Here is a 17509-nt window from a genome sequence, read left to right as displayed (position 1 = left end):
CCAAGGCGCCCTAGGGGGCCTCGGCGGGTGGCGGGTGCGGGTCGTTCGTGGCCGTTCGCGCAGTTACCCGCACCCCTTGTGGGCGCCGAAGGGCCCGGGAAGCAGAACAGGGACGTCGAGATCACGCCAAGATCCTCCGGGGGTGTGACCTTCACCGCTCCGCCTGTCAGGGCTGTGCAGCTACGTTACTCATAAGTAGCATGGGGACTGAGCGCGCGCTCAGCGCGTCGCAGCAGCACCGCAATCCTGACCCTGGAGGAGAGCCATCGTGCCTCGTACCGTCAGGGACGTCGTCTTCGTCGACGGCGTCCGCACCCCGTTCGGCAAGGCGGGCCCGAAGGGCATCTACCACGAGACCCGTGCCGACGACCTCGTCGTGAAGGCGATCCGGGAGCTGCTGCGCCGCAACCCCGGCCTGGACCCCAAGAAGATCGACGAGGTCGCCATCGCCGCGACCACGCAGATCGGTGACCAGGGCCTGACCATCGGCCGCACCGCGGGCATCCTGGCCGGCCTGCCGCAGTCCGTCCCGGGCTACAGCATCGACCGCATGTGCGCCGGGGCCCTGACCGCCGTCACCACGGTCGCCGGCTCCGTCGCCTTCGGCGCCTACGACATCGCCATCGCCGGCGGTGTCGAACACATGGGCCGCCACCCCATGGGCGAGGGCGTCGACCCCAACCCGCGGTTCGTCTCCGAGAAGCTGGTCGACGAGTCGGCCCTGTTCATGGGCATGACCGCGGAGAACCTGCACGACCGCTACCCGCAGATCACCAAGCTGCGCGCGGACGAGTACGCCGTGCGCTCCCAGGAGAAGGCCGCCAAGGCGTACGCCAACGGCAAGATCCAGGCCGACCTGGTGCCGATCTCGGTCCGCCGCACCAACGCCGAGGCCGGTGAGACGGGCTGGGGCCTGGTCACCGCCGACGAGCCGATGCGCCCGGGCACGACCCTGGAGAACCTCCAGGGCCTGAAGACCCCGTTCCGCGTCCACGGCCGGGTCACCGCGGGCAACGCGGCCGGTCTGAACGACGGCGCCACCGCCTCCCTCATCGCCTCCGAGGAGTTCGCGCGGGAGAACGACCTCCCCGTGAAGATGCGCCTGGTCTCCTACTCCTTCGCGGGCGTGGAGCCGGAGGTCATGGGCTACGGCCCGATCCCGGCCACGGAGAAGGCGCTGGCCCAGGCCGGCCTGTCGATCTCCGACATCGGCCTGTTCGAGATCAACGAGGCCTTCGCCGTCCAGGTCCTGGCCTTCCTCGACCACTACGGCATCGCCGACGACGACGAGCGCGTCAACCAGTACGGCGGCGCCATCGCCTTCGGCCACCCGCTGGCCTCCTCCGGCGTCCGCCTGATGACGCAGCTGGCCCGCCAGTTCGAGGAGCAGCCGCACGTCCGCTACGGCCTGACCACCATGTGCGTCGGCTTCGGCATGGGCGCGACGGTCATCTGGGAGAACCCGCACTTCGAGGGGGACAAGTGAGCACCACCGCCGAGCTGTTGAAGCAGGCTTCCGAACTGTTCCCGGACGAGGTCGTCACGAGTGCGCACGTACGCCACTTCGACCTCCCCCTGGGTGCCGGGCGCTTCGCGCTGATCACCCTGGACAACGGCCACGACCACACCAAGCCGACCACCTTCGGACCGGCCTCGCTGGCGAACCTGAACGCCGCGATCGACCAGGTCGAGAAGGAGGCGGCGGACGGCGAGATCGTCGGCGCCGGCATCACCGGCAAGCCGTTCATCTTCGCGGTCGGCGCCGACCTCAAGGGCGTGGAGATCCTCAAGGAGCACGAGCACGCCCTCGCCATCGGCAAGGGCGGCCACGAGGTCTTCAAGCGGCTGTCGCAGCTGGCCGTGCCGACCTTCGCGTACTACAACGGCGCCGCGATGGGCGGCGGTGTCGAGGTCGGTCTGCACTGCACCTACCGGACCGTCTCCGCGGCCGTGCCGGCGTTCTCCCTGCCCGAGGTCTTCCTGGGCCTCGTCCCGGGCTGGGGCGGCTGCACGATCCTGCCGAACCTGATCGGCCCGGAGAAGGCCGTCTCGGTGATCATCGAGAACAGCCTCAACCAGAACAAGCAGCTCAAGGGCAAGCAGGTCTACGAGCTCGGGATCGCCGACGCGATCTTCGAGGGCGCGGACTTCCTGGAGCAGTCGCTGATCTGGACGGCGAGCGTCCTCAAGGGCGAGCTGAAGATCGAGCGCCCGGCGATCGACCGCGGCGAGGCCTGGGACCAGGCCGTCGCCAAGGGCCGTTTCATCGCCGACTCCAAGGTGCACGGCGCCGCCCCGGCCGCCTACCGCGCCCTGGACATCATCGCCGCCGCCAGGAACGGCGACCTGCAGCAGGGCTACGACGCCGAGGACCAGGCCCTCGCCGACCTCATCATGGGTGGCGAACTGCGCGCCGGCATCTACGCCTTCAACCTGGTGCAGAAGCGCGGCAAGCGCCCCGCCGGCGCCCCGGACAAGTCCCTGGCCCGCCCGGTCACCAAGGTCGGTGTGGTCGGCGCCGGTCTGATGGCCAGCCAGCTCGCGCTGCTGTTCCTGCGCCGCCTGGAGGTGCCGGTCGTGCTGACCGACATCGACCAGGAGCGCGTCGACAAGGGCGTGGGCTACGTCCACGGCGAGATCGACAAGCTGCTCGCCAAGGGCCGCGTCAACCAGGACAAGGCCAACCGCCTCAAGGCGCTGGTGTCCGGTGTGCTGGACAAGGCCGAGGGCTTCTCGGACGCCGACTTCATCATCGAAGCGGTCTTCGAGGAGATGGGCGTCAAGCAGCAGGTGTTCGCGGAGGTCGAGGCGGTCGCCCCGGCGCACGCGATCCTCGCCACCAACACCTCCTCGCTGTCGGTGTCGGAGATGGCGTCGAAGCTCAAGCACCCCGAGCGGGTCGTGGGCTTCCACTTCTTCAACCCCGTCGCCGTCCTGCCGCTGCTGGAGATCGTCCGCGGCGAGCAGACCGACGACGCCTCCCTGGCCACCGCGTTCGGTGTCGCCAAGAAGCTGAAGAAGACCGCGGTCCTCACCAAGGACGCCCCGGCGTTCGTCGTGAACCGCATCCTGACCCGCTTCATGGGCGAGATCCAGAACGTCATCGACGAGGGCACCCCCGTCGAGGTCGCCGAGAAGGCCGTCGAGCCGCTCGGTCTGCCGATGTCGCCGCTGGTCCTGCTGGAGCTGGTCGGCCCGGCCATCGGCCTGCACGTCTCGGAGACGCTCAACCGGGCGTTCCCGGACCGCTTCACGGTCTCCCCGAACCTCAAGGCGGTCGTCGAGGCCGGCAAGCGCGGCTTCTACGTCTACGACTCCGGCAAGCCGGAGCTGGACCCCGAGGTCGCCGCGCTGCTGAAGCAGGGCGACACCGTCCTGACGGAGGAGCAGGTCCGCGACCGCGTGCTCGACGCGGTGGCGCAGGAGATCGGCATCATGCTCGACGAGGGTGTCGTCGCCGAGGCGCAGGACATCGACCTGTGCCTCATCACGGGCGCCGGCTGGCCGTTCCACCTGGGCGGCATCACGCCGTACCTGGACCGCGAGGGCGTCTCCGAGCGCGTCAACGGCAAGAGGTTCCTGGCTCCGGGCGTCGCGAGCGTCCCGGCGTAACGCGTTACCCCTGAGGGGGGTGGGGCGTACGGTAACAATCCGTGCACCCGCCCCCCTCTGCGTATGCGTGCACAGATAGGATCCTCACACAATCCGACCATTGTTTACCTGGCTCTGACGGTCTCCACCCAAGGCCGCCGGGGTCCTCGAAGGAGTCTTTCGTGGCGTCCTCCCGCCGCCGACCGCCCGGACGCCGGGTGTGGCCCAAGATCAGGCTCCTGCTCCTCGTGGCCGTGGTGGCGGCCGGCGGTACCGCGCTGTACCCGGTGTGGAAGGCGGCCAACCCGGACCCGCCCGAGCTGAAGATCCGCTACCGCACCGACACCCCGGCCACGGCCGCTGCGGCCAAGCCGTCGCTGGAGGTCTTCAACGCCACCGGCAAGCCACTGCCGTTGAGCGACGTCACGCTCCGGTACTGGTTCACCGCCGAGGACTCAGCCTCCTACGCCTTCAACTGTGTGAACGCCGTCTTCGGCTGCTCGAACGTGGCCGGGCGGATCGTCGCGATGGACAAGCCCACCGACACCGCCGACCACTACCTGGAGCTCCGGTTCACCGAGGGCGCCGGTGACCTGAAGCCCGGCGCGAACAGCAAGGGCATCGACGTCCAGCTGTTCCGCACGGACCACAAGAAGCTCAAGCAGTCCGACGACCGCTCCTTCGACGCCGACAAGACGTCCTACAAGGAGGCCGAGGAGGTCACTGCGTACAAGCGGGGCGTCCTCGCCTGGGGCGAGGAGCCGGACGGCACGAAGGCGAGCGACGAGAAGAAGGCCACGGCGAAGACGGCACCCGAGGCGCTGCCCGCCCCGCCGGCCGGGGTGCTGTTCGACGACTTCAGCTACCTCGGCCCCAAGGACCCGGCCCTGTTCAAGCACGGCTGGCTGGTCCGCACCAGCAAGGGCGGCCCCGGCATCGAGAACACCTGGTCGGCTCAGGGCGTCAGCTTCCCCACCGCCGAGGGCTCCCACGCCGGCGGTCAGGTGCTCAACCTGCGCGCGAGCACGGACGGCACCGAGGCCGGGACCAGGCAGGCGAGCCTCGGCACGGCCGCGAGCAAGTTCCGCGACGGCACCTACGCCGCCCGCATCCACTTCAGCGACGAGCCGGCCACCGGCGACGCCGGCGACCACGTCAACCAGACCTTCTACACCATCGGCGGCAAGGGCTCGAAGTACAGCGAGCTGGACAACGAGTACATGCCCAACGGCGGCTGGGGCCGGCCCGGCCCCAAGCTGGACACGGTCACCTGGTTCGACCACAAGACCAACGACCGGGTCTACGAGACCACCAACAAGAGCCTCGACGCCTGGCACACCGTGCTGATCCGGGTGAAGGACGGCGTGGTCGCCTACTGGCTCGACGGCAAGAAGCTCTTCCTGAGCAACGGCAAGTACGCGCCGCGCGCGGACATGTCCGTGAACTTCAACCACTGGTTCATCGACCTGCCGTTCAAGGGCGAACGCGCCTGGGACATGAAGGTCGACTGGCTCTACTACAACGCGAACGACACCCTGTCGGCGGAGGAGGTCCGGTCCCAGGTGGCCGGCTTCACCGACGAGGGCATGAACTACTTCGACACGGTTCGGGAGTCCCGGTGAGGAACAGGCGGTCCGGCGCCCACAGGCACGCTGCCGAGGCAACGGAGAACAAACCGGTGGTGAGCAGGCGTTCCGCGCTGCTGATGGGTGGCGCGGGGGGCGTCGCGATGGCCGGTGCCGGCGCGTGGATGGGCAAGGTGATGGCCCAGCCGGCCGCCGCCCCCGCCGCCGAGGGTGCCATCGGAGGCCTCACCACGCCTCCCCTGTACGCCCCTTCCGGGCGCCGCCCCAAGTACCGCCGGGCCAGTTGGTCCCAGCAGTTCCAGTCGGGCCACGGCTGGACGCCCGGCGGCGCGGGCACGGCCTCGGCCGAGGCGAACGACAAGTCCCAGTTCGTCCGCGGCACGCAGGCGGTCCGGGTGACCACCAACGGCACCGGCAAGCAGTCCTACGTCCGCAGGACCGGCATGACCGCGATGAGCCTCAGCGGCAAGATGATCCGGCTGGTCTTCCGCGTCGACGACGTGACCAACCTGGCCAAGATGGTCTTCTACCTGGGCAGCGGCTCGCTGGCGAACCACTTCGCCTGGACCTTCCACGTCCACTCCAAGACGTCGGCCAACTACGTCCAGTCCGGCGAGTGGGTCACGGTCCACCTCCAGTGGGCGGACGTCAACGCGGCGGCCGGGACGTACTCCATCGGCGCCGACGGCAAGCCCTCCACGAAGACCGGCTTCACGGACATGTCGTTCGCGGTGTACGACAACGCGGGCGGCCAGGTGACCTACCGGCTGCAGGCCGTGGAGCTGATCCCGGACACCGTCTCGGTCTTCCCCAAGGGCGTCGTCTCCATCACCTTCGACGACTCCCACAAGTCGATCCACGACCTGGCCCGGCCGGTCATGGACCGCTTCGGCTTCCCCGGCACGGTCTACAACATCGCCGACGCCATCGGCACCGGCAGCTTCCTGACACTGGGCCAGATGCGCTCCATGCAGGACTTCTCCGGCTGGGAGATGGCGGGCCACTCGTACGCCAACGCCGTGCACACGGCCAGCTATCCCAAACTGACCGCCGAACAGGCCGACGACGACTTCCGCAAGCTGCGCGAGTGGCTGGTGTCCAACGGCTTCACCAGCGAGCACTTCGCCTACCCGCACGGCGCCTTCCAGAAGACGTCGGACGGCGTCCCGGTGGACCAGATCGCGAGCCGGCACTTCACCACCGCCCGGTCGATCATCTCCGAGACCATCGAGTCCTTCGCCCCGGCCATGCCCTACCGCCTCAAGGCGCTGACCGGCATCAACGACGGCACGGGCATCGGCGGTACGGCCCTGTCGAAGCTCACGGGCGCGGGCGGCAAGCTCGACCGGTGCGTCAACAGCGGCGACTGGCTGATCCTCTGCCTGCACAAGGTCACCGAGGGCCCGCCGGCGACCAGCACCGAGATCGGCAAGGCGGGCCTGGAGGCGCTGATGAAGGCGATCGACGATCGGGACATCCCGGTGCTGACGGTCGAGGAAGCGATGGCCTCCTACACCTGAGGCCCAGGACTACGGACGCACAAGAGAGGGGCGGCCCCCCGGCCGCCCCTCTCTTCGTCTCTCCGTGCCGCCGCGGCGCTACCAGCCGCCGCCCTGCCCGTAGCCCGGTCCCTGTCCCTGACCTTGGCCCTGCTGCCAGGCGGGGTCCTGGTACGGGTAGCCGCCCTGCTGGGGGTCGTGGCCCTGGCCCGGGTACTGCTGCTGGTACGGGTCGGGGTGACCGGGGTGGCCGCCCTGCCACTGCTGCTGGCCGGCCGGTGCCGGCGCTCCCCAGGACACGCGCTGCTGCGGGACCGCCGCGTGGTGCTGCTCGTCGTAGCCGGGGATCGGCTGCGGCTGGGAGGGGATGCCGCCCGCCGGGCGGGGCCGGGTGCGCAGGGCGACGCCTTCCAGACGCATCAGCTGGAGCGTCTCGGTGACCTTCTTGTCGGAGTACGGGTCCTCTTCCTCGAAGATCTCCGTCACGTCGTGCTCGTGGTCGCCGGCCACGGACACCTCGACTCCGCCCTGGCGGGTGCCCCAGCTGCCCTTGTGCAGGGTGAACAGGGCGTAGAAGCGCAGCGGGGTGAGCAGCGTCAGCTGGATCACGCCGTAGATCGGCGCGAGCAGGAACATGCCGAAGCGCTTGATGAAGCCCATGCCGCGGCGCGGGAAGTCCAGGTAGCGGACGTTGCGCAGGTACCCCATGAGCACCATGAAGATCAGGTAGTCCCCGATGTGGTTCAGGAACTGCTGCGGCTTGATGATGGGCAGGATGACCATCGAGTAGAACATCGCCGAGCCGAAGACCAGCCAGAGCGCGAGCTCCATGCAGGTCAGCCAGAAGGCCGGGCGGTACTTCTTCTGGTGGCGGAACGCCCAGAGGGACTCGCGGAAGAAGGACTTGTTCCAGCGGACCTGCTGGCGCAGGAAGTGCGGCAGCTTCTCGGGGACGGCCGTGTAGCCGACGGCCGTCTCCTGGAAGACGACCTGGCCTTCCATCAGGCAGTAGTTGGTCATGCGCCGGTCGTCGCCGAAGACGGCCGGCTTGCCCAGGAACTGCTGGTTGAGGAAGTCCGGCAGGTACTTGCGCACCAGCGTGCCGCGGTAGGCCGAGAGCGCGCCGCAGCAGCACAGCACCGACTTCAGCCGGGAGTAGGCGGCCCGCTCGAAGAGGAACGAGTTGCCGTAGCGCAGGTCCTGCAGGCGCGTGAAGATGTTGCTGTCGTGGTTGAGCGCCAGCACCATGCCCGTGGACGCCATGATCTTCTCGTCGGCCAGCGGCAGCAGCAGCTCGCGCACGGTGTCCCGGGACAGCACGGTGTCCGAGTCGACGCACAGGAAGATGTCGGAGTACGGCGCGGCCTCGAAGCCCAGCGCCAGCGCCTCGCGCTTGCCCTTGTTCTCGGGCTGGACGCTGACGGTGTACTTGACGCCCTTGGCCTCGAACTCGCGGCGCAGCTTCTTCGCCGCGCGGATGCCGGAGTCGTTGGCGCTGGCGTCGTCGATGATGTGGATCTCGTTCGGCAGGCGGCTCTGCGCGAGGAGGCTGCGCATGCCCTGCTCGAACATCACCGGGTCCTCGTTGTAGATCGGGATGACCGCGGTGACCCAGGCGTTCTCCAGGTACTCCAGTTCCTCCCGCCCGGCCTTGGCCGGACGGTAGAACAGGGCGCCGATCATCTTCAGGGCCAGCAGGCCCATGGCGCCCATGGAGTACAGGTGGAGGGAGCCGGCGTCGAGCCGGGTGGCGATCAGCGCGGCCAGGCCCAGGAAGACGAAGTACGAGACCTTCAGGTGCCGCCGCTTGCGGTGGGCCCGACGGCCACCGGAGTCGACGGCTCCGGGTATGTACGTATCGTCGGCAGTCACAGCTTGACCACCCGCGGGTGGTCGGCGGACTTGCCCCGGGTGTCGAACAGCGCCCGGGCCCGGTCGGCGAGCGCGTCGAGGTCGATCTCGCGGTGCGGCTGGAGCAGGATGGTGAGGTCGGCGTCCTCGGCGGCGGCGAGGTAGTCCCCGGCCCGCTCGACGGGCGCGCCCCCGACCTGCCAGTCCTCGACCCGCGGGTCGAAGTAGACGAGCTCGGCACCGCGCGCGAGGAGGTGCTCGGCGACGGCCAGTGCCGGGCTCTCCCGCTGATCGGATATGTCCGGCTTGTACGTCACGCCGAGCAGCAGGACGCGGGAGCCGCGGACGGCCTTGCCCTGGTCGTTCAGCAGGTCGGCCGCGCGGTTGACGACGTGCACGGGCATCCGCTGGTTGATCTCCTGCGCCAGCTCCACGAACCGGAACGGGATGCCCAGCGAACGCACCTTGTACGACAGGTAGTTGGGGTCGATCGGGATGCAGTGCCCGCCGACGCCGGGGCCGGGGTAGAAGGGCGCGAACCCGAACGGCTTCGTGGAGGCGCACCGGATGGCGTCCCAGAGGTCGACGCCGATCTCACGGCAGAACATCGACATCTCGTTGACGAGGGCGATGTTGACGTGCCGGTAGGTGTTCTCCAGCAGTTTGGCCATCTCGGCCTCGCGGGTGCCCTTGGCCTCGACGACGCGGTGCACGAAGCGCTCGTACAGGGCGCGGGCGGCCTTGGTGCAGTCGGCCGTGATGCCGCCGACGACCTTGGGCGTGTTCTCCAGGCCGAAGGAGGCGTTGCCCGGGTCGATGCGCTCCGGGGAGAAGGCGAGGTGGAAGTCGACGCCGACCCGCAGACCGCCGGCCTCCAGGCGCGGACGGACGACCTCGTCGGTCGTGCCGGGGTACGTCGTCGACTCCAGCACGACGAGGGTGCCGGCGCCGAGGTGGGCGGCGATGTCGTCGACGGCGGCGTGCACCGCGCCGAGGTCGGGGGCGCCGTGGTCGGTGAGCGGGGTCGGCACGCAGACGACCACCGCGGCGGCGTCGGCGATGACCCGGGCCTCGTCGACGGCCCGGAAGCCCTGCTCCAGCATCGCGCGCACTTCGGCGTCGGTGATGTCGTCGACGTGCGAACGGCCGGCGTTCAGTCCGTCGACCACGCGCCGGCTGCGGTCGAGACCGACCACCTTCAGACCCGCTGCGGCCGCGGATCTGGCCAACGGCAGCCCCACGTAACCGAGTCCGACAACGACAAGATCCACCGTGGAGGATCTGCTCACGACATCATTCCCCAACCCCGTTGCCAGGCGTCGGCCAGACGCAGCAGCAACCGGCCCCCCGAGCAAAATCGAACAAGTCTGAGGAGGTTAACAAGACCTTCACTTATTGACCATGTTCACCCGAGGTGCGTCTTGTCACGCACACATCCGTACAACCCTTGACACACTTCGTGTGTCTGGTGCGACAAGAGCCACGGAACGAACGGGTCCCTTCCGTTTCCGCGGGACCGGACCCGCGGGGTCAGATCTCCCGCCAGGCCTCCAGCGCGAGCCCCGGCTCGTCCTTGCGGCGGGTCAGGAGCAGGGTCCCGGTGGAGGGCGAGAGAGAGGCGGCCACCAGCTCCTCGTGCTCGTCCAGCGCCACCGCGACCAGGGCGTCGGACGGCAGCTGCGGACCCGACTCCGTCCACCAGGCCCCCGCCGACTCCTGCTCGGTCGGGTACGCGGCGAAGGCGACCCGGCCGCTCGCCGAGCGCTGCGCCAGCACGGTGCAGTCGTGCCCCTCGATGACACAGCGCACCGCGGAGACCGGCCCGGGCCCGGCGGCCGCGAGCAGGGGCACCGGCTTCTCGCCGGGCCGCCAGGCGCACACGTCCCCGGAGTCGTCCGTGAAGAAGACGGTGGTGTGCTCGGCGGACGTGGCGAGCGCGCGCAGGGTCCCGGGGCGGACGGCGGCCTCCACCTCCGCGGCCCGCACCGGCTTCTTGCCGTCCCCCTCCTGGTGCCAGTGCAGGATCGCGCCGGGCGCACACGCGTACAGCTCGACCCGGCCCGACTCCGCGGCCACGGGCGCCAGCCGCTCCTCGATCTCCTGCCCCCCGAGGTCCAGCCAGCCGCCCCAGCCGCCCTTCACCTTCTGGTTGCGCAAGCTCACCCCGCCGCCCGCGTTGCGGACGAAGACGTAGCCGCGGCCCGGGCCGTCGACGGCCACGGCCGGTGGGCCGGTCCGGTCGCCCTTCTTGTCGGGGTGCCCGATGGGCACCCAGTCCAGGGGCGCCAGCAGGGGCCGGAAGTGCGTGGTGTGCACGAGCCCCGACTCCCCCGGCACGGTGGGCCGCCAGGCCGCGAGGTGGGCGTAGCGGTCGGCGCCCTGGCCGACCGCCGCGCCCGGGTGCAGCTTCTGGGTGCCGCCGACGGTGCGCGGGGCGTCCTCCCAGGGGCCGCCGGGGCCGCGCTCCGCGCGGCACAGGACGGCTTCGCCGGAGGGCAGGTAGACGGTGAGGCGGCCGTCACGGCCGCGCAGGAGCCAGTCGCCGTTCACCAGTTCACTTTATGCGGGCCCGGCGGCCCGGCGTGGCCCACCCCCGGCACGGTGGGGCACCTGTCGTGCGACCCTGGGCGCATGAACGCCCCTGAACCCCTGCTTGTCGTGGTCGACGCCGCGAACGTCGTCGGATCGGTCCCGGACGGGTGGTGGCGGGACCGGCGCGGGGCCGCGGAGCGGCTGCGTGACCGGCTGGCGTCGGACGGGGTGCCGACAGTGCCCGGGCCGGTGGAGATCGTCCTCGTCGTGGAGGGGGCGGCCCGGGGAGTGGAGTCGGTGCCCGGGGTCCGGGTGTCGTCGGCGCCGGGCAGCGGGGACGACCACATCGTCGAGACGGTGGCGTCGGCCGGCGACCGCCCCGTCCTGGTGGTCACGGCGGACCGCGAGCTGCGCCGGCGGGTCGGCGCCCTGGGCGCGGAGGTGACCGGGCCGCGCACGGTGCGCCCGTGACGGCCCGGCCCTGCTCCGGGGGCGACTAGGACGTCGTCGTGCCGCCGCCCGTGGTCGGCTGTTCCTCGGGCGTGCCGCCGCGGGCCAGGCGGCTGTGGCTGCGGCCGTAGACGAAGTACACGAGGAAGCCGGCCGCCATCCAGATGCCGAACCGGACCCACGTCTCGGCGGGCAGGTTGATCATCAGCCACAGGGAGGCGCACACCGACAGGATCGGGATGACCGGGACCCACGGGGTGCGGAAGGACCGCGGCAGGTCGGGACGGGTCCGGCGCAGGATGATCACGCCGATCGCGACGACCACGAAGGCGAACAGCGTGCCGATGTTCACCAGGGCGGCGAGCTCCGTCAGCGGCGTGAAGCCGGCCAGGATCGCGATGATCACACCGAGCAGGATGGTCGGCCGGTGCGGCGTCTTGAACCGGGGGTGGACGCGCGAGAAGAACCGGGGCAGCAGCCCGTCCCGGCTCATCGCGAAGAACACCCGGGTCTGGCCGAGCAGCAGGATCATGCACACCGTCGTCAGGCCGACCGCGGCCCCGAAGCTGATGAAGCCCGCGTACCAGGGGTGTCCCGTCGCCTTGAACGCGTCGGCCAGCGGCGCGTCCACGGACAGCCGGCTGTAGTGCTGCATGCCGGTGACCACGATCGAGACGAGCACGTACAGCGTGGTGCAGATCAGCAGCGAGCCGAGGATGCCGCGCGGCATGTCGCGCTGCGGGTTCCGGGTCTCCTCGGCGGCCGTCGCCACCACGTCGAAACCGATGAAGGCGAAGAACACGACCGACGCGGCGGTGAAGATCCCCATCACGCCGAAGTTGGACGGCGCCCAGCCGAACATCAGCTGGATCAGCGGCGAGTCGAGACTGGACCCGGCCTCGACCGGCTTCTCCTTGGGGATGAACGGGTCGTAGTTCTCTCCCTTGATCAGGAACGCCCCCGCGATGATCACGACGAGCACGACCGTCACCTTGATGGCGACGACCAGGGACGTGATGCGCGCGGACAGCTTCATGCCGAGCACGAGGATGACCGTGAGGACCAGGACGAGTGCGGCCGCGAGGATGTCGAAGCCGAAGACGTCCGAGCCCTCCCGGCTGCCCAGGGCCGCCGGCATCTCCCAGCCGGCGTTGTCCATGAGCGACTGGATGTACCCGGACCAGCCGACGGCCACCACCGCCGTCCCGAGCGCGAACTCCAGGACCAGGTCCCAGCCGATGATCCAGGCGGGCAGTTCCCCGAGGGAGGCGTACGAGAACGTGTAGGCGGACCCGGCGACCGGGACCGTGGAGGCGAACTCGGCGTAACAGAGCGCGGCCAGCGCACAGGCGACGCCGGCCGCCGCGAACGCCAGGGCCACCGCGGGCCCGGCGTTGTTCTTGGCCACTGTGCCGGTGAGGACGAAGATGCCGGTGCCGATGATCACACCGACGCCGAAGACGGTCAGGTCCAGCGCGGACAAGGACTTCTTGAGCGCGTGCTCTGGCTCCTCGGTATCGAGGATGGACTGCTCGACCTTCTTCGTCCGGAAGAGGGTGCTGCTCACGGGGTACCTCCCACGCTTGTCGTCCTCGACATGATCGAGAGGGGGCACCATCCGTATGCCCCGACGGCGATGGATTCACGCCAATGGGCCGGTTTCACCACCCTTGTCGGGGGTGAAACCGGCCCATTCAGCGGTACCGGGGTGGGCGTCAGTCGCGGGCGGGCTCCACGGAGTCCACCGTGGACCGCTCGTAGCGTCCGTCGAGCCTGGCGACCAGGCCGGTCACCTGCCGGGCGATGTCCGGGGCGGTGAGGCCGATCTCGGCGAGCACCTCGGCGCGCGAGGCGTGGTCGAGGAAGCGCGGCGGGATGCCGAAGTCGCGCAGCGGCACGTCGACGCCCGCGTCGCGCAGCGCCTGGGCGATCGCCGAGCCGACACCGCCGACCCGGCTGTTGTCCTCGACGGTGACGACCACGCGGTGCCGCTCGGCGAGCGGGGCCATGGCCTCGTCGACGGGCTTGACCCAGCGCGGGTCAACCACGGTCGTGGAGATGCCCTGCTTGTCGAGCAGGCCGGCGACCTCCAGGCACATCGGCGCGAGGGCGCCGACGGAGACCAGGAGCACGTCCGGCCGGTCGGTGCCGGGCTCGCGCAGCACGTCCATGCCGCCGACGCGGCGCACGGCCGGTACGGCGGGGCCGACGGCGCCCTTGGAGAAGCGGACGACGGTCGGCGCGTCCTCGACGGCGACGGCCTCGCGCAGCTGCGCGCGGACCTGGTCGGCGTCGCGCGGCGCGGCCAGCCGCAGGCCGGGGACGACCTGGAGGATCGACATGTCCCACATGCCGTTGTGCGAGGCGCCGTCGGTGCCGGTGATCCCGGCCCGGTCCAGGACGAAGGTGACGCCGCACTTGTGCAGGGCCACGTCCATCAGCACCTGGTCGAAGGCGCGGTTGAGGAAGGTGGCGTACACGGCGAACACCGGGTGCACGCCGCCCGTCGCCAGGCCCGCGGCGGAGACGGCGCCGTGCTGCTCGGCGATGCCGACGTCGTAGACGCGCTCGGGGAAGCGCTTGGCGAACTTGTCCAGGCCCACCGGCTGGAGCATGGCGGCCGTGATGGCGACGATGTCCTCGCGCTCCTCGCCGAGCCTGACCATCTCCTCGCCGAAGACGGAGGTCCAGTCGGCGCCGGAGCTGGCGATCGGCAGGCCCGTGTCGGGGTGGATCTTGCCGACGGCGTGGAAACGGTCCGCCTCGTCCTGCAGGGCGGGCTGGTAGCCGCGGCCCTTCTCGGTGAGACAGTGCACGATGACCGGCCCGCCGAACCTCTTGGCCCGGGCGAGGGCGGACTCCAGCGCCTCGATGTCGTGGCCGTCGATCGGGCCGACGTACTTCAGGCCGAGGTCCTCGAACATGCCCTGCGGAGCGATGAAGTCCTTCAGGCCCTTCTTGGCGCCGTGCAGGGTGTCGTAGAGCGGCCGGCCGACGACCGGGGTGCGCTCCAGGACCTCCTTGGTGCGGGCCAGGAAGCGCTCGTAGCCGTCGGTGGTGCGCAGGGTCGCCAGGTGGTTGGCGAGGCCGCCGATGGTGGGCGCGTAGGAACGCTCGTTGTCGTTGACGACGATGACGAGCGGGCGGTCCTTGGCGTCGGCGATGTTGTTCAGCGCCTCCCAGGCCATGCCGCCGGTCAGGGCTCCGTCGCCGATGACCGCCACGACGTGGTCGTCGCGTTTCATCAGCTGGTTGGCCTTGGCGATGCCGTCGGCCCAGCCGAGGACGGTCGAGGCGTGCGAGTTCTCGATGACGTCGTGCTCGGACTCGGCCTGCGAGGGGTAGCCGGACAGGCCGCCCTTCATCTTCAGCTTCGAGAAGTCCTGGCGGCCGGTGAGCAGCTTGTGGACGTAGGACTGGTGGCCGGTGTCCCAGAGCACCTTGTCCCGGGGCGATTCGAAGACCCGGTGCAGGGCGATGGTGAGCTCCACCACGCCGAGGTTGGGGCCCAGGTGACCGCCGGTCTTGGAGACCGCTTCGACGAGGAAGGTGCGGATCTCCTCCGCCAGCTGGTTCAGCTCCTCCAGGCTGAGCCGGTCCAGATCGCGCGGTCCCGTGATGCGGGTCAGCAGCGGCACCCGTGCCTCCTTGCAGTAGAGCTGATCGAGCTGTTGCCGGGCGTGTCGAGTCTAATGTTCCGCCCTGGAGGACTGCGCCGAGGCCGTGCGTCATACGTCACGCATTCGGCTGTACCCAACTTGTGCCGCACCTACGACACGACTGTGCCCGGCACCTTCCGGTGCCGGGCACAGTGAGGGTCCTCCGCGCTATGCGCGACCCGCGGTCTTCTGCGTCTTGCGCGTCACCGCGTCGATGACGACCGTGGCGAGCAGCACACCACCGGTGATCATGTACTGCACCGGGGAGGCGATGCCCTCCAGGGCGAGGCCGTACTGGATCGAGACGATGACCAGCACACCCAGCAGGGCGTTCCACGTGCGGCCACGGCCACCGAAGAGGGACGTGCCACCGATCACCGCGGCGGCGATCGCGTTCATCAGCAGGTCACCGCCACCGGCGCCCTGGTTGGCCGCCGCGATCTTCGAGGCGATGAACAGACCGCCCACCGCGGCGAAGGTGCCGGAGATCGCGAAGACCGAGATCCGGACCGCCTCCACGTTGATGCCGGCGCGGCGCGAGGCCTCGACGCTGCCGCCGAGTGCGAACACCTTGCGGCCGTACGCCGTGCGCCGCAGCACGAAGTCCGTGACCAGCAGCACCACGATGAAGATCACCACGGCCAGGGGCAGGCCCTTGTACTGGTTGAAGACGATGGCGACGGCGAAGGCGAGGACCGCCAGCAGCACCGTGCGCACGATGGTCTCGCTCAGCGGCCGGGACGGCACACCCGCGGCCTCGCGGCGGCGGTTGCCGTAGAAGGAGCTGAGGAAGTACCCGGCGGTCACCACCGCGGCCAGCGCGTACGCGGCGGCCACGTCGGAGAAGTAGTAGCTGGTCAGCTGGGCCACGACCCCGTCCGGGTCGAGGTTGATGGTGCCGTTGTCGCCCAGGATCTGGAGCATGAAGCCGTTCCAGAACAGCAGACCGGCCAGGGTCACGGCGAAGGCGGGGACGCCGATCTTCGCGAAGAAGAAGCCGTGCAGCACGCCGGCGACCGTGCCGGTGAGGATGGCCAGCACGAAGGCGAGCCACTCGTTCATGCCGTTGGTGACGTTGAACACTGCGAACGTGGCGCCCGCGACACCGGACACCGAGCCGACCGACAGGTCGATCTCGCCGAGCAGCAGCACGAACACGATGCCGACGGCGATCATGCCCGTGCCGACCATGGCGACGGACATGTCGGACAGGTTGCCCGCGGTGAGGAAGTTGGAGTTCAGGCTCGTGAAGATGAGCCAGATGATCGCCAGGCCGATGACGACCGGGATGGAACCCAGGTCACCGGACTTCATCTTCCGCTTGAACTCGGTGACGTAGCCCGCGAGGCCCTGCTCGCGCACCAGCAGCCGCGGGTCGACCACCGTGACGGCGGCCTTGGCGGCCTCGGGGTTCTCCACGACGTGCTCTTCGGATCCCGGAGCCGCGGAGGTCTTGTCGATGCTCACTTGGAAACCTCCCCGTTCGTGCGCGCCGCACGGCGGGTCACGGCGTTGTCGGTGGCGCCGGTGATGGCGGAGATGATCTCTTCCTGCGAGGTCGACTTGACCTCGAAGACGCCGTTGTTGCGCCCGAGGCGCAGCACGGCGACCTTGTCCGCCACGGCCTTGACGTCGGCCATGTTGTGGCTGATGAGGATCACGGCGTGGCCGCGCTCGCGCAGCCGCTCGACCAGGTCGAGGACCTGGGCGGTCTGCTCGACGCCGAGCGCGGCGGTGGGCTCGTCGAGGATGACCAGCTTGGGCTCGCCGAGCATGGACCGGGCGATGGCCACGGTCTGGCGCTGGCCGCCGGAGAGCGAGGCGATCGGGATGCGCACGCTGGGGATGCGGATCGACAGCGTGTCGAGGAGCTCGCGGGAGCGGCGCTCCATCTCCACCTCGTCCAGGACGCCGCGCTTGCGCAGCTCCCGGCCCAGGTAGAGGTTGCCGACGACGTCGATGTTGTCGCACAGCGCGAGGTCCTGGTAGACGGTCGCGATGCCCAGGTTCTGGGCGTCGTGCGGCTTGTTGATCTGGACGGACCTGCCGTCCCATTCGATGACGCCCTCATCGATGGGGTGCACGCCGGCGATCGTCTTGACCAGCGTGGACTTTCCGGCGCCGTTGTCGCCGACGAGGGCGACCACCTCACCGGCGTGGACCTCAAGCTCTACGTCGGTGAGCGCCTGTACGGCACCGAACCGCTTGGAGACCCCGCGCAACGCCAGCACGGGCGTAGCGGACACGTGAACCATCTCCTTCGCCGCCTGACCCGGCGGGAGGTTGTGCAGAAGTGTGGGAGGAGAGTGATCACTCCGGCGCCCCGCGGAGCTTGCGGGGC

At 69.8% G+C, this 17509-nt stretch carries 12 protein-coding genes; 5 read left to right on the top strand and 7 right to left on the bottom strand.

What is annotated here, in order from left to right; all coding sequences use genetic code 11:
• Window positions 1–268 precede the first annotated feature (268 nt).
• The 4 genes from ACIGAQ_RS01045 (at window position 269) to ACIGAQ_RS01030 (ending at window position 6697) form a co-directional block, all read left to right on the top strand.
• The gene (locus ACIGAQ_RS01045; protein WP_094052740.1) at window positions 269–1486 is read left to right on the top strand and encodes an acetyl-CoA C-acyltransferase; all 1218 of its coding nucleotides are present in this window, start codon (window positions 269–271) and stop codon (window positions 1484–1486) included.
• A complete protein-coding gene (locus ACIGAQ_RS01040) occupies window positions 1483–3612 on the top strand; it encodes a 3-hydroxyacyl-CoA dehydrogenase NAD-binding domain-containing protein (protein WP_399778184.1) in 2130 nt (709 codons plus the stop codon). The genes ACIGAQ_RS01045 and ACIGAQ_RS01040 overlap by 4 nt, the downstream gene beginning before the upstream one ends.
• A gap of 161 nt (window positions 3613–3773) precedes the next feature.
• Window positions 3774–5213 carry a cellulose binding domain-containing protein gene (locus tag ACIGAQ_RS01035; RefSeq protein ID WP_399778182.1) on the top strand — a complete coding sequence of 480 codons (1440 nt, stop codon included), beginning with the start codon at window positions 3774–3776 and terminating at the stop codon, window positions 5211–5213.
• A 59-nt stretch (window positions 5214–5272) separates the two neighbouring features.
• Window positions 5273–6697: a polysaccharide deacetylase family protein gene (locus tag ACIGAQ_RS01030; protein ID WP_399778180.1), complete on the top strand. Its 1425-nt coding sequence runs from the start codon at window positions 5273–5275 to the stop codon at window positions 6695–6697.
• Window positions 6698–6775: 78 nt separating this feature from the next.
• Here the strand turns inward: ACIGAQ_RS01030 and ACIGAQ_RS01025 are convergent, their stop codons facing one another.
• The 3 genes from ACIGAQ_RS01025 to ACIGAQ_RS01015 form a co-directional block, all read right to left on the bottom strand.
• Complete coding sequence (locus ACIGAQ_RS01025; protein ID WP_311683112.1) at window positions 6776–8548, bottom strand: glycosyltransferase; 1773 nt, start codon at window positions 8546–8548, stop codon at window positions 6776–6778.
• A complete protein-coding gene (locus ACIGAQ_RS01020) occupies window positions 8545–9816 on the bottom strand; it encodes a nucleotide sugar dehydrogenase (RefSeq protein ID WP_362278094.1) in 1272 nt (423 codons plus the stop codon). The genes ACIGAQ_RS01025 and ACIGAQ_RS01020 overlap by 4 nt, the downstream gene beginning before the upstream one ends.
• 241 nt (window positions 9817–10057) lie before the next feature.
• Window positions 10058–11077 carry a hypothetical protein gene (locus ACIGAQ_RS01015; protein WP_311683116.1) on the bottom strand — a complete coding sequence of 340 codons (1020 nt, stop codon included), beginning with the start codon at window positions 11075–11077 and terminating at the stop codon, window positions 10058–10060.
• Window positions 11078–11158: 81 nt separating this feature from the next.
• On the opposite strand from ACIGAQ_RS01015, the gene ACIGAQ_RS01010 reads away from it, so the two are divergent.
• Window positions 11159–11530, top strand: a complete 372-nt coding sequence (locus ACIGAQ_RS01010) for an NTP pyrophosphohydrolase (protein WP_311683118.1) — start codon at window positions 11159–11161, stop codon at window positions 11528–11530.
• A gap of 25 nt (window positions 11531–11555) precedes the next feature.
• Here ACIGAQ_RS01010 and ACIGAQ_RS01005 read toward each other — a convergent pair whose 3' ends face one another.
• The 4 genes from ACIGAQ_RS01005 to ACIGAQ_RS00990 form a co-directional block, all read right to left on the bottom strand.
• Window positions 11556–13076 carry an amino acid permease gene (locus ACIGAQ_RS01005; RefSeq protein WP_399778177.1) on the bottom strand — a complete coding sequence of 507 codons (1521 nt, stop codon included), beginning with the start codon at window positions 13074–13076 and terminating at the stop codon, window positions 11556–11558.
• 148 nt (window positions 13077–13224) lie between these two features.
• A complete protein-coding gene (dxs, locus tag ACIGAQ_RS01000) occupies window positions 13225–15147 on the bottom strand; it encodes a 1-deoxy-D-xylulose-5-phosphate synthase (protein WP_311683122.1) in 1923 nt (640 codons plus the stop codon).
• Window positions 15148–15336: 189 nt separating this feature from the next.
• Window positions 15337–16635 (bottom strand): sugar ABC transporter permease, encoded by a 1299-nt coding sequence (locus ACIGAQ_RS00995; protein WP_362278105.1) that lies wholly within the window; start codon window positions 16633–16635, stop codon window positions 15337–15339.
• Entirely contained in the window at window positions 16632–17423 is a 792-nt protein-coding gene (locus ACIGAQ_RS00990) for an ATP-binding cassette domain-containing protein (RefSeq protein WP_031109031.1), read from the bottom strand. Before ACIGAQ_RS00990 ends, ACIGAQ_RS00995 begins: the two co-directional genes overlap by 4 nt.
• Window positions 17424–17509: the final 86 nt, after the last annotated feature.

The sequence above is a fragment of the Streptomyces sp. NPDC085932 genome, assembly GCF_044540525.1.
In the GTDB taxonomy this organism is placed as follows: Bacteria; Actinomycetota; Actinomycetes; order Streptomycetales; family Streptomycetaceae; genus Streptomyces; species Streptomyces levis.
Note: the sequence above shows the minus strand (reverse complement) of the source record. Positions and strands in the feature narration are given on the sequence as shown.

Bases quoted from the DNA above. Each gene is read 5' to 3' on its own strand.
- ACIGAQ_RS01010 (WP_311683118.1), top strand. From the start codon at position 11,159: ATGAACGCCCCTGAACCCCTGCTTGTCGTGGTCGACGCCGCGAACGTC.
- ACIGAQ_RS00990 (WP_031109031.1), bottom strand. From the start codon at position 17,423: ATGGTTCACGTGTCCGCTACGCCCGTGCTGGCGTTGCGCGGGGTCTCC.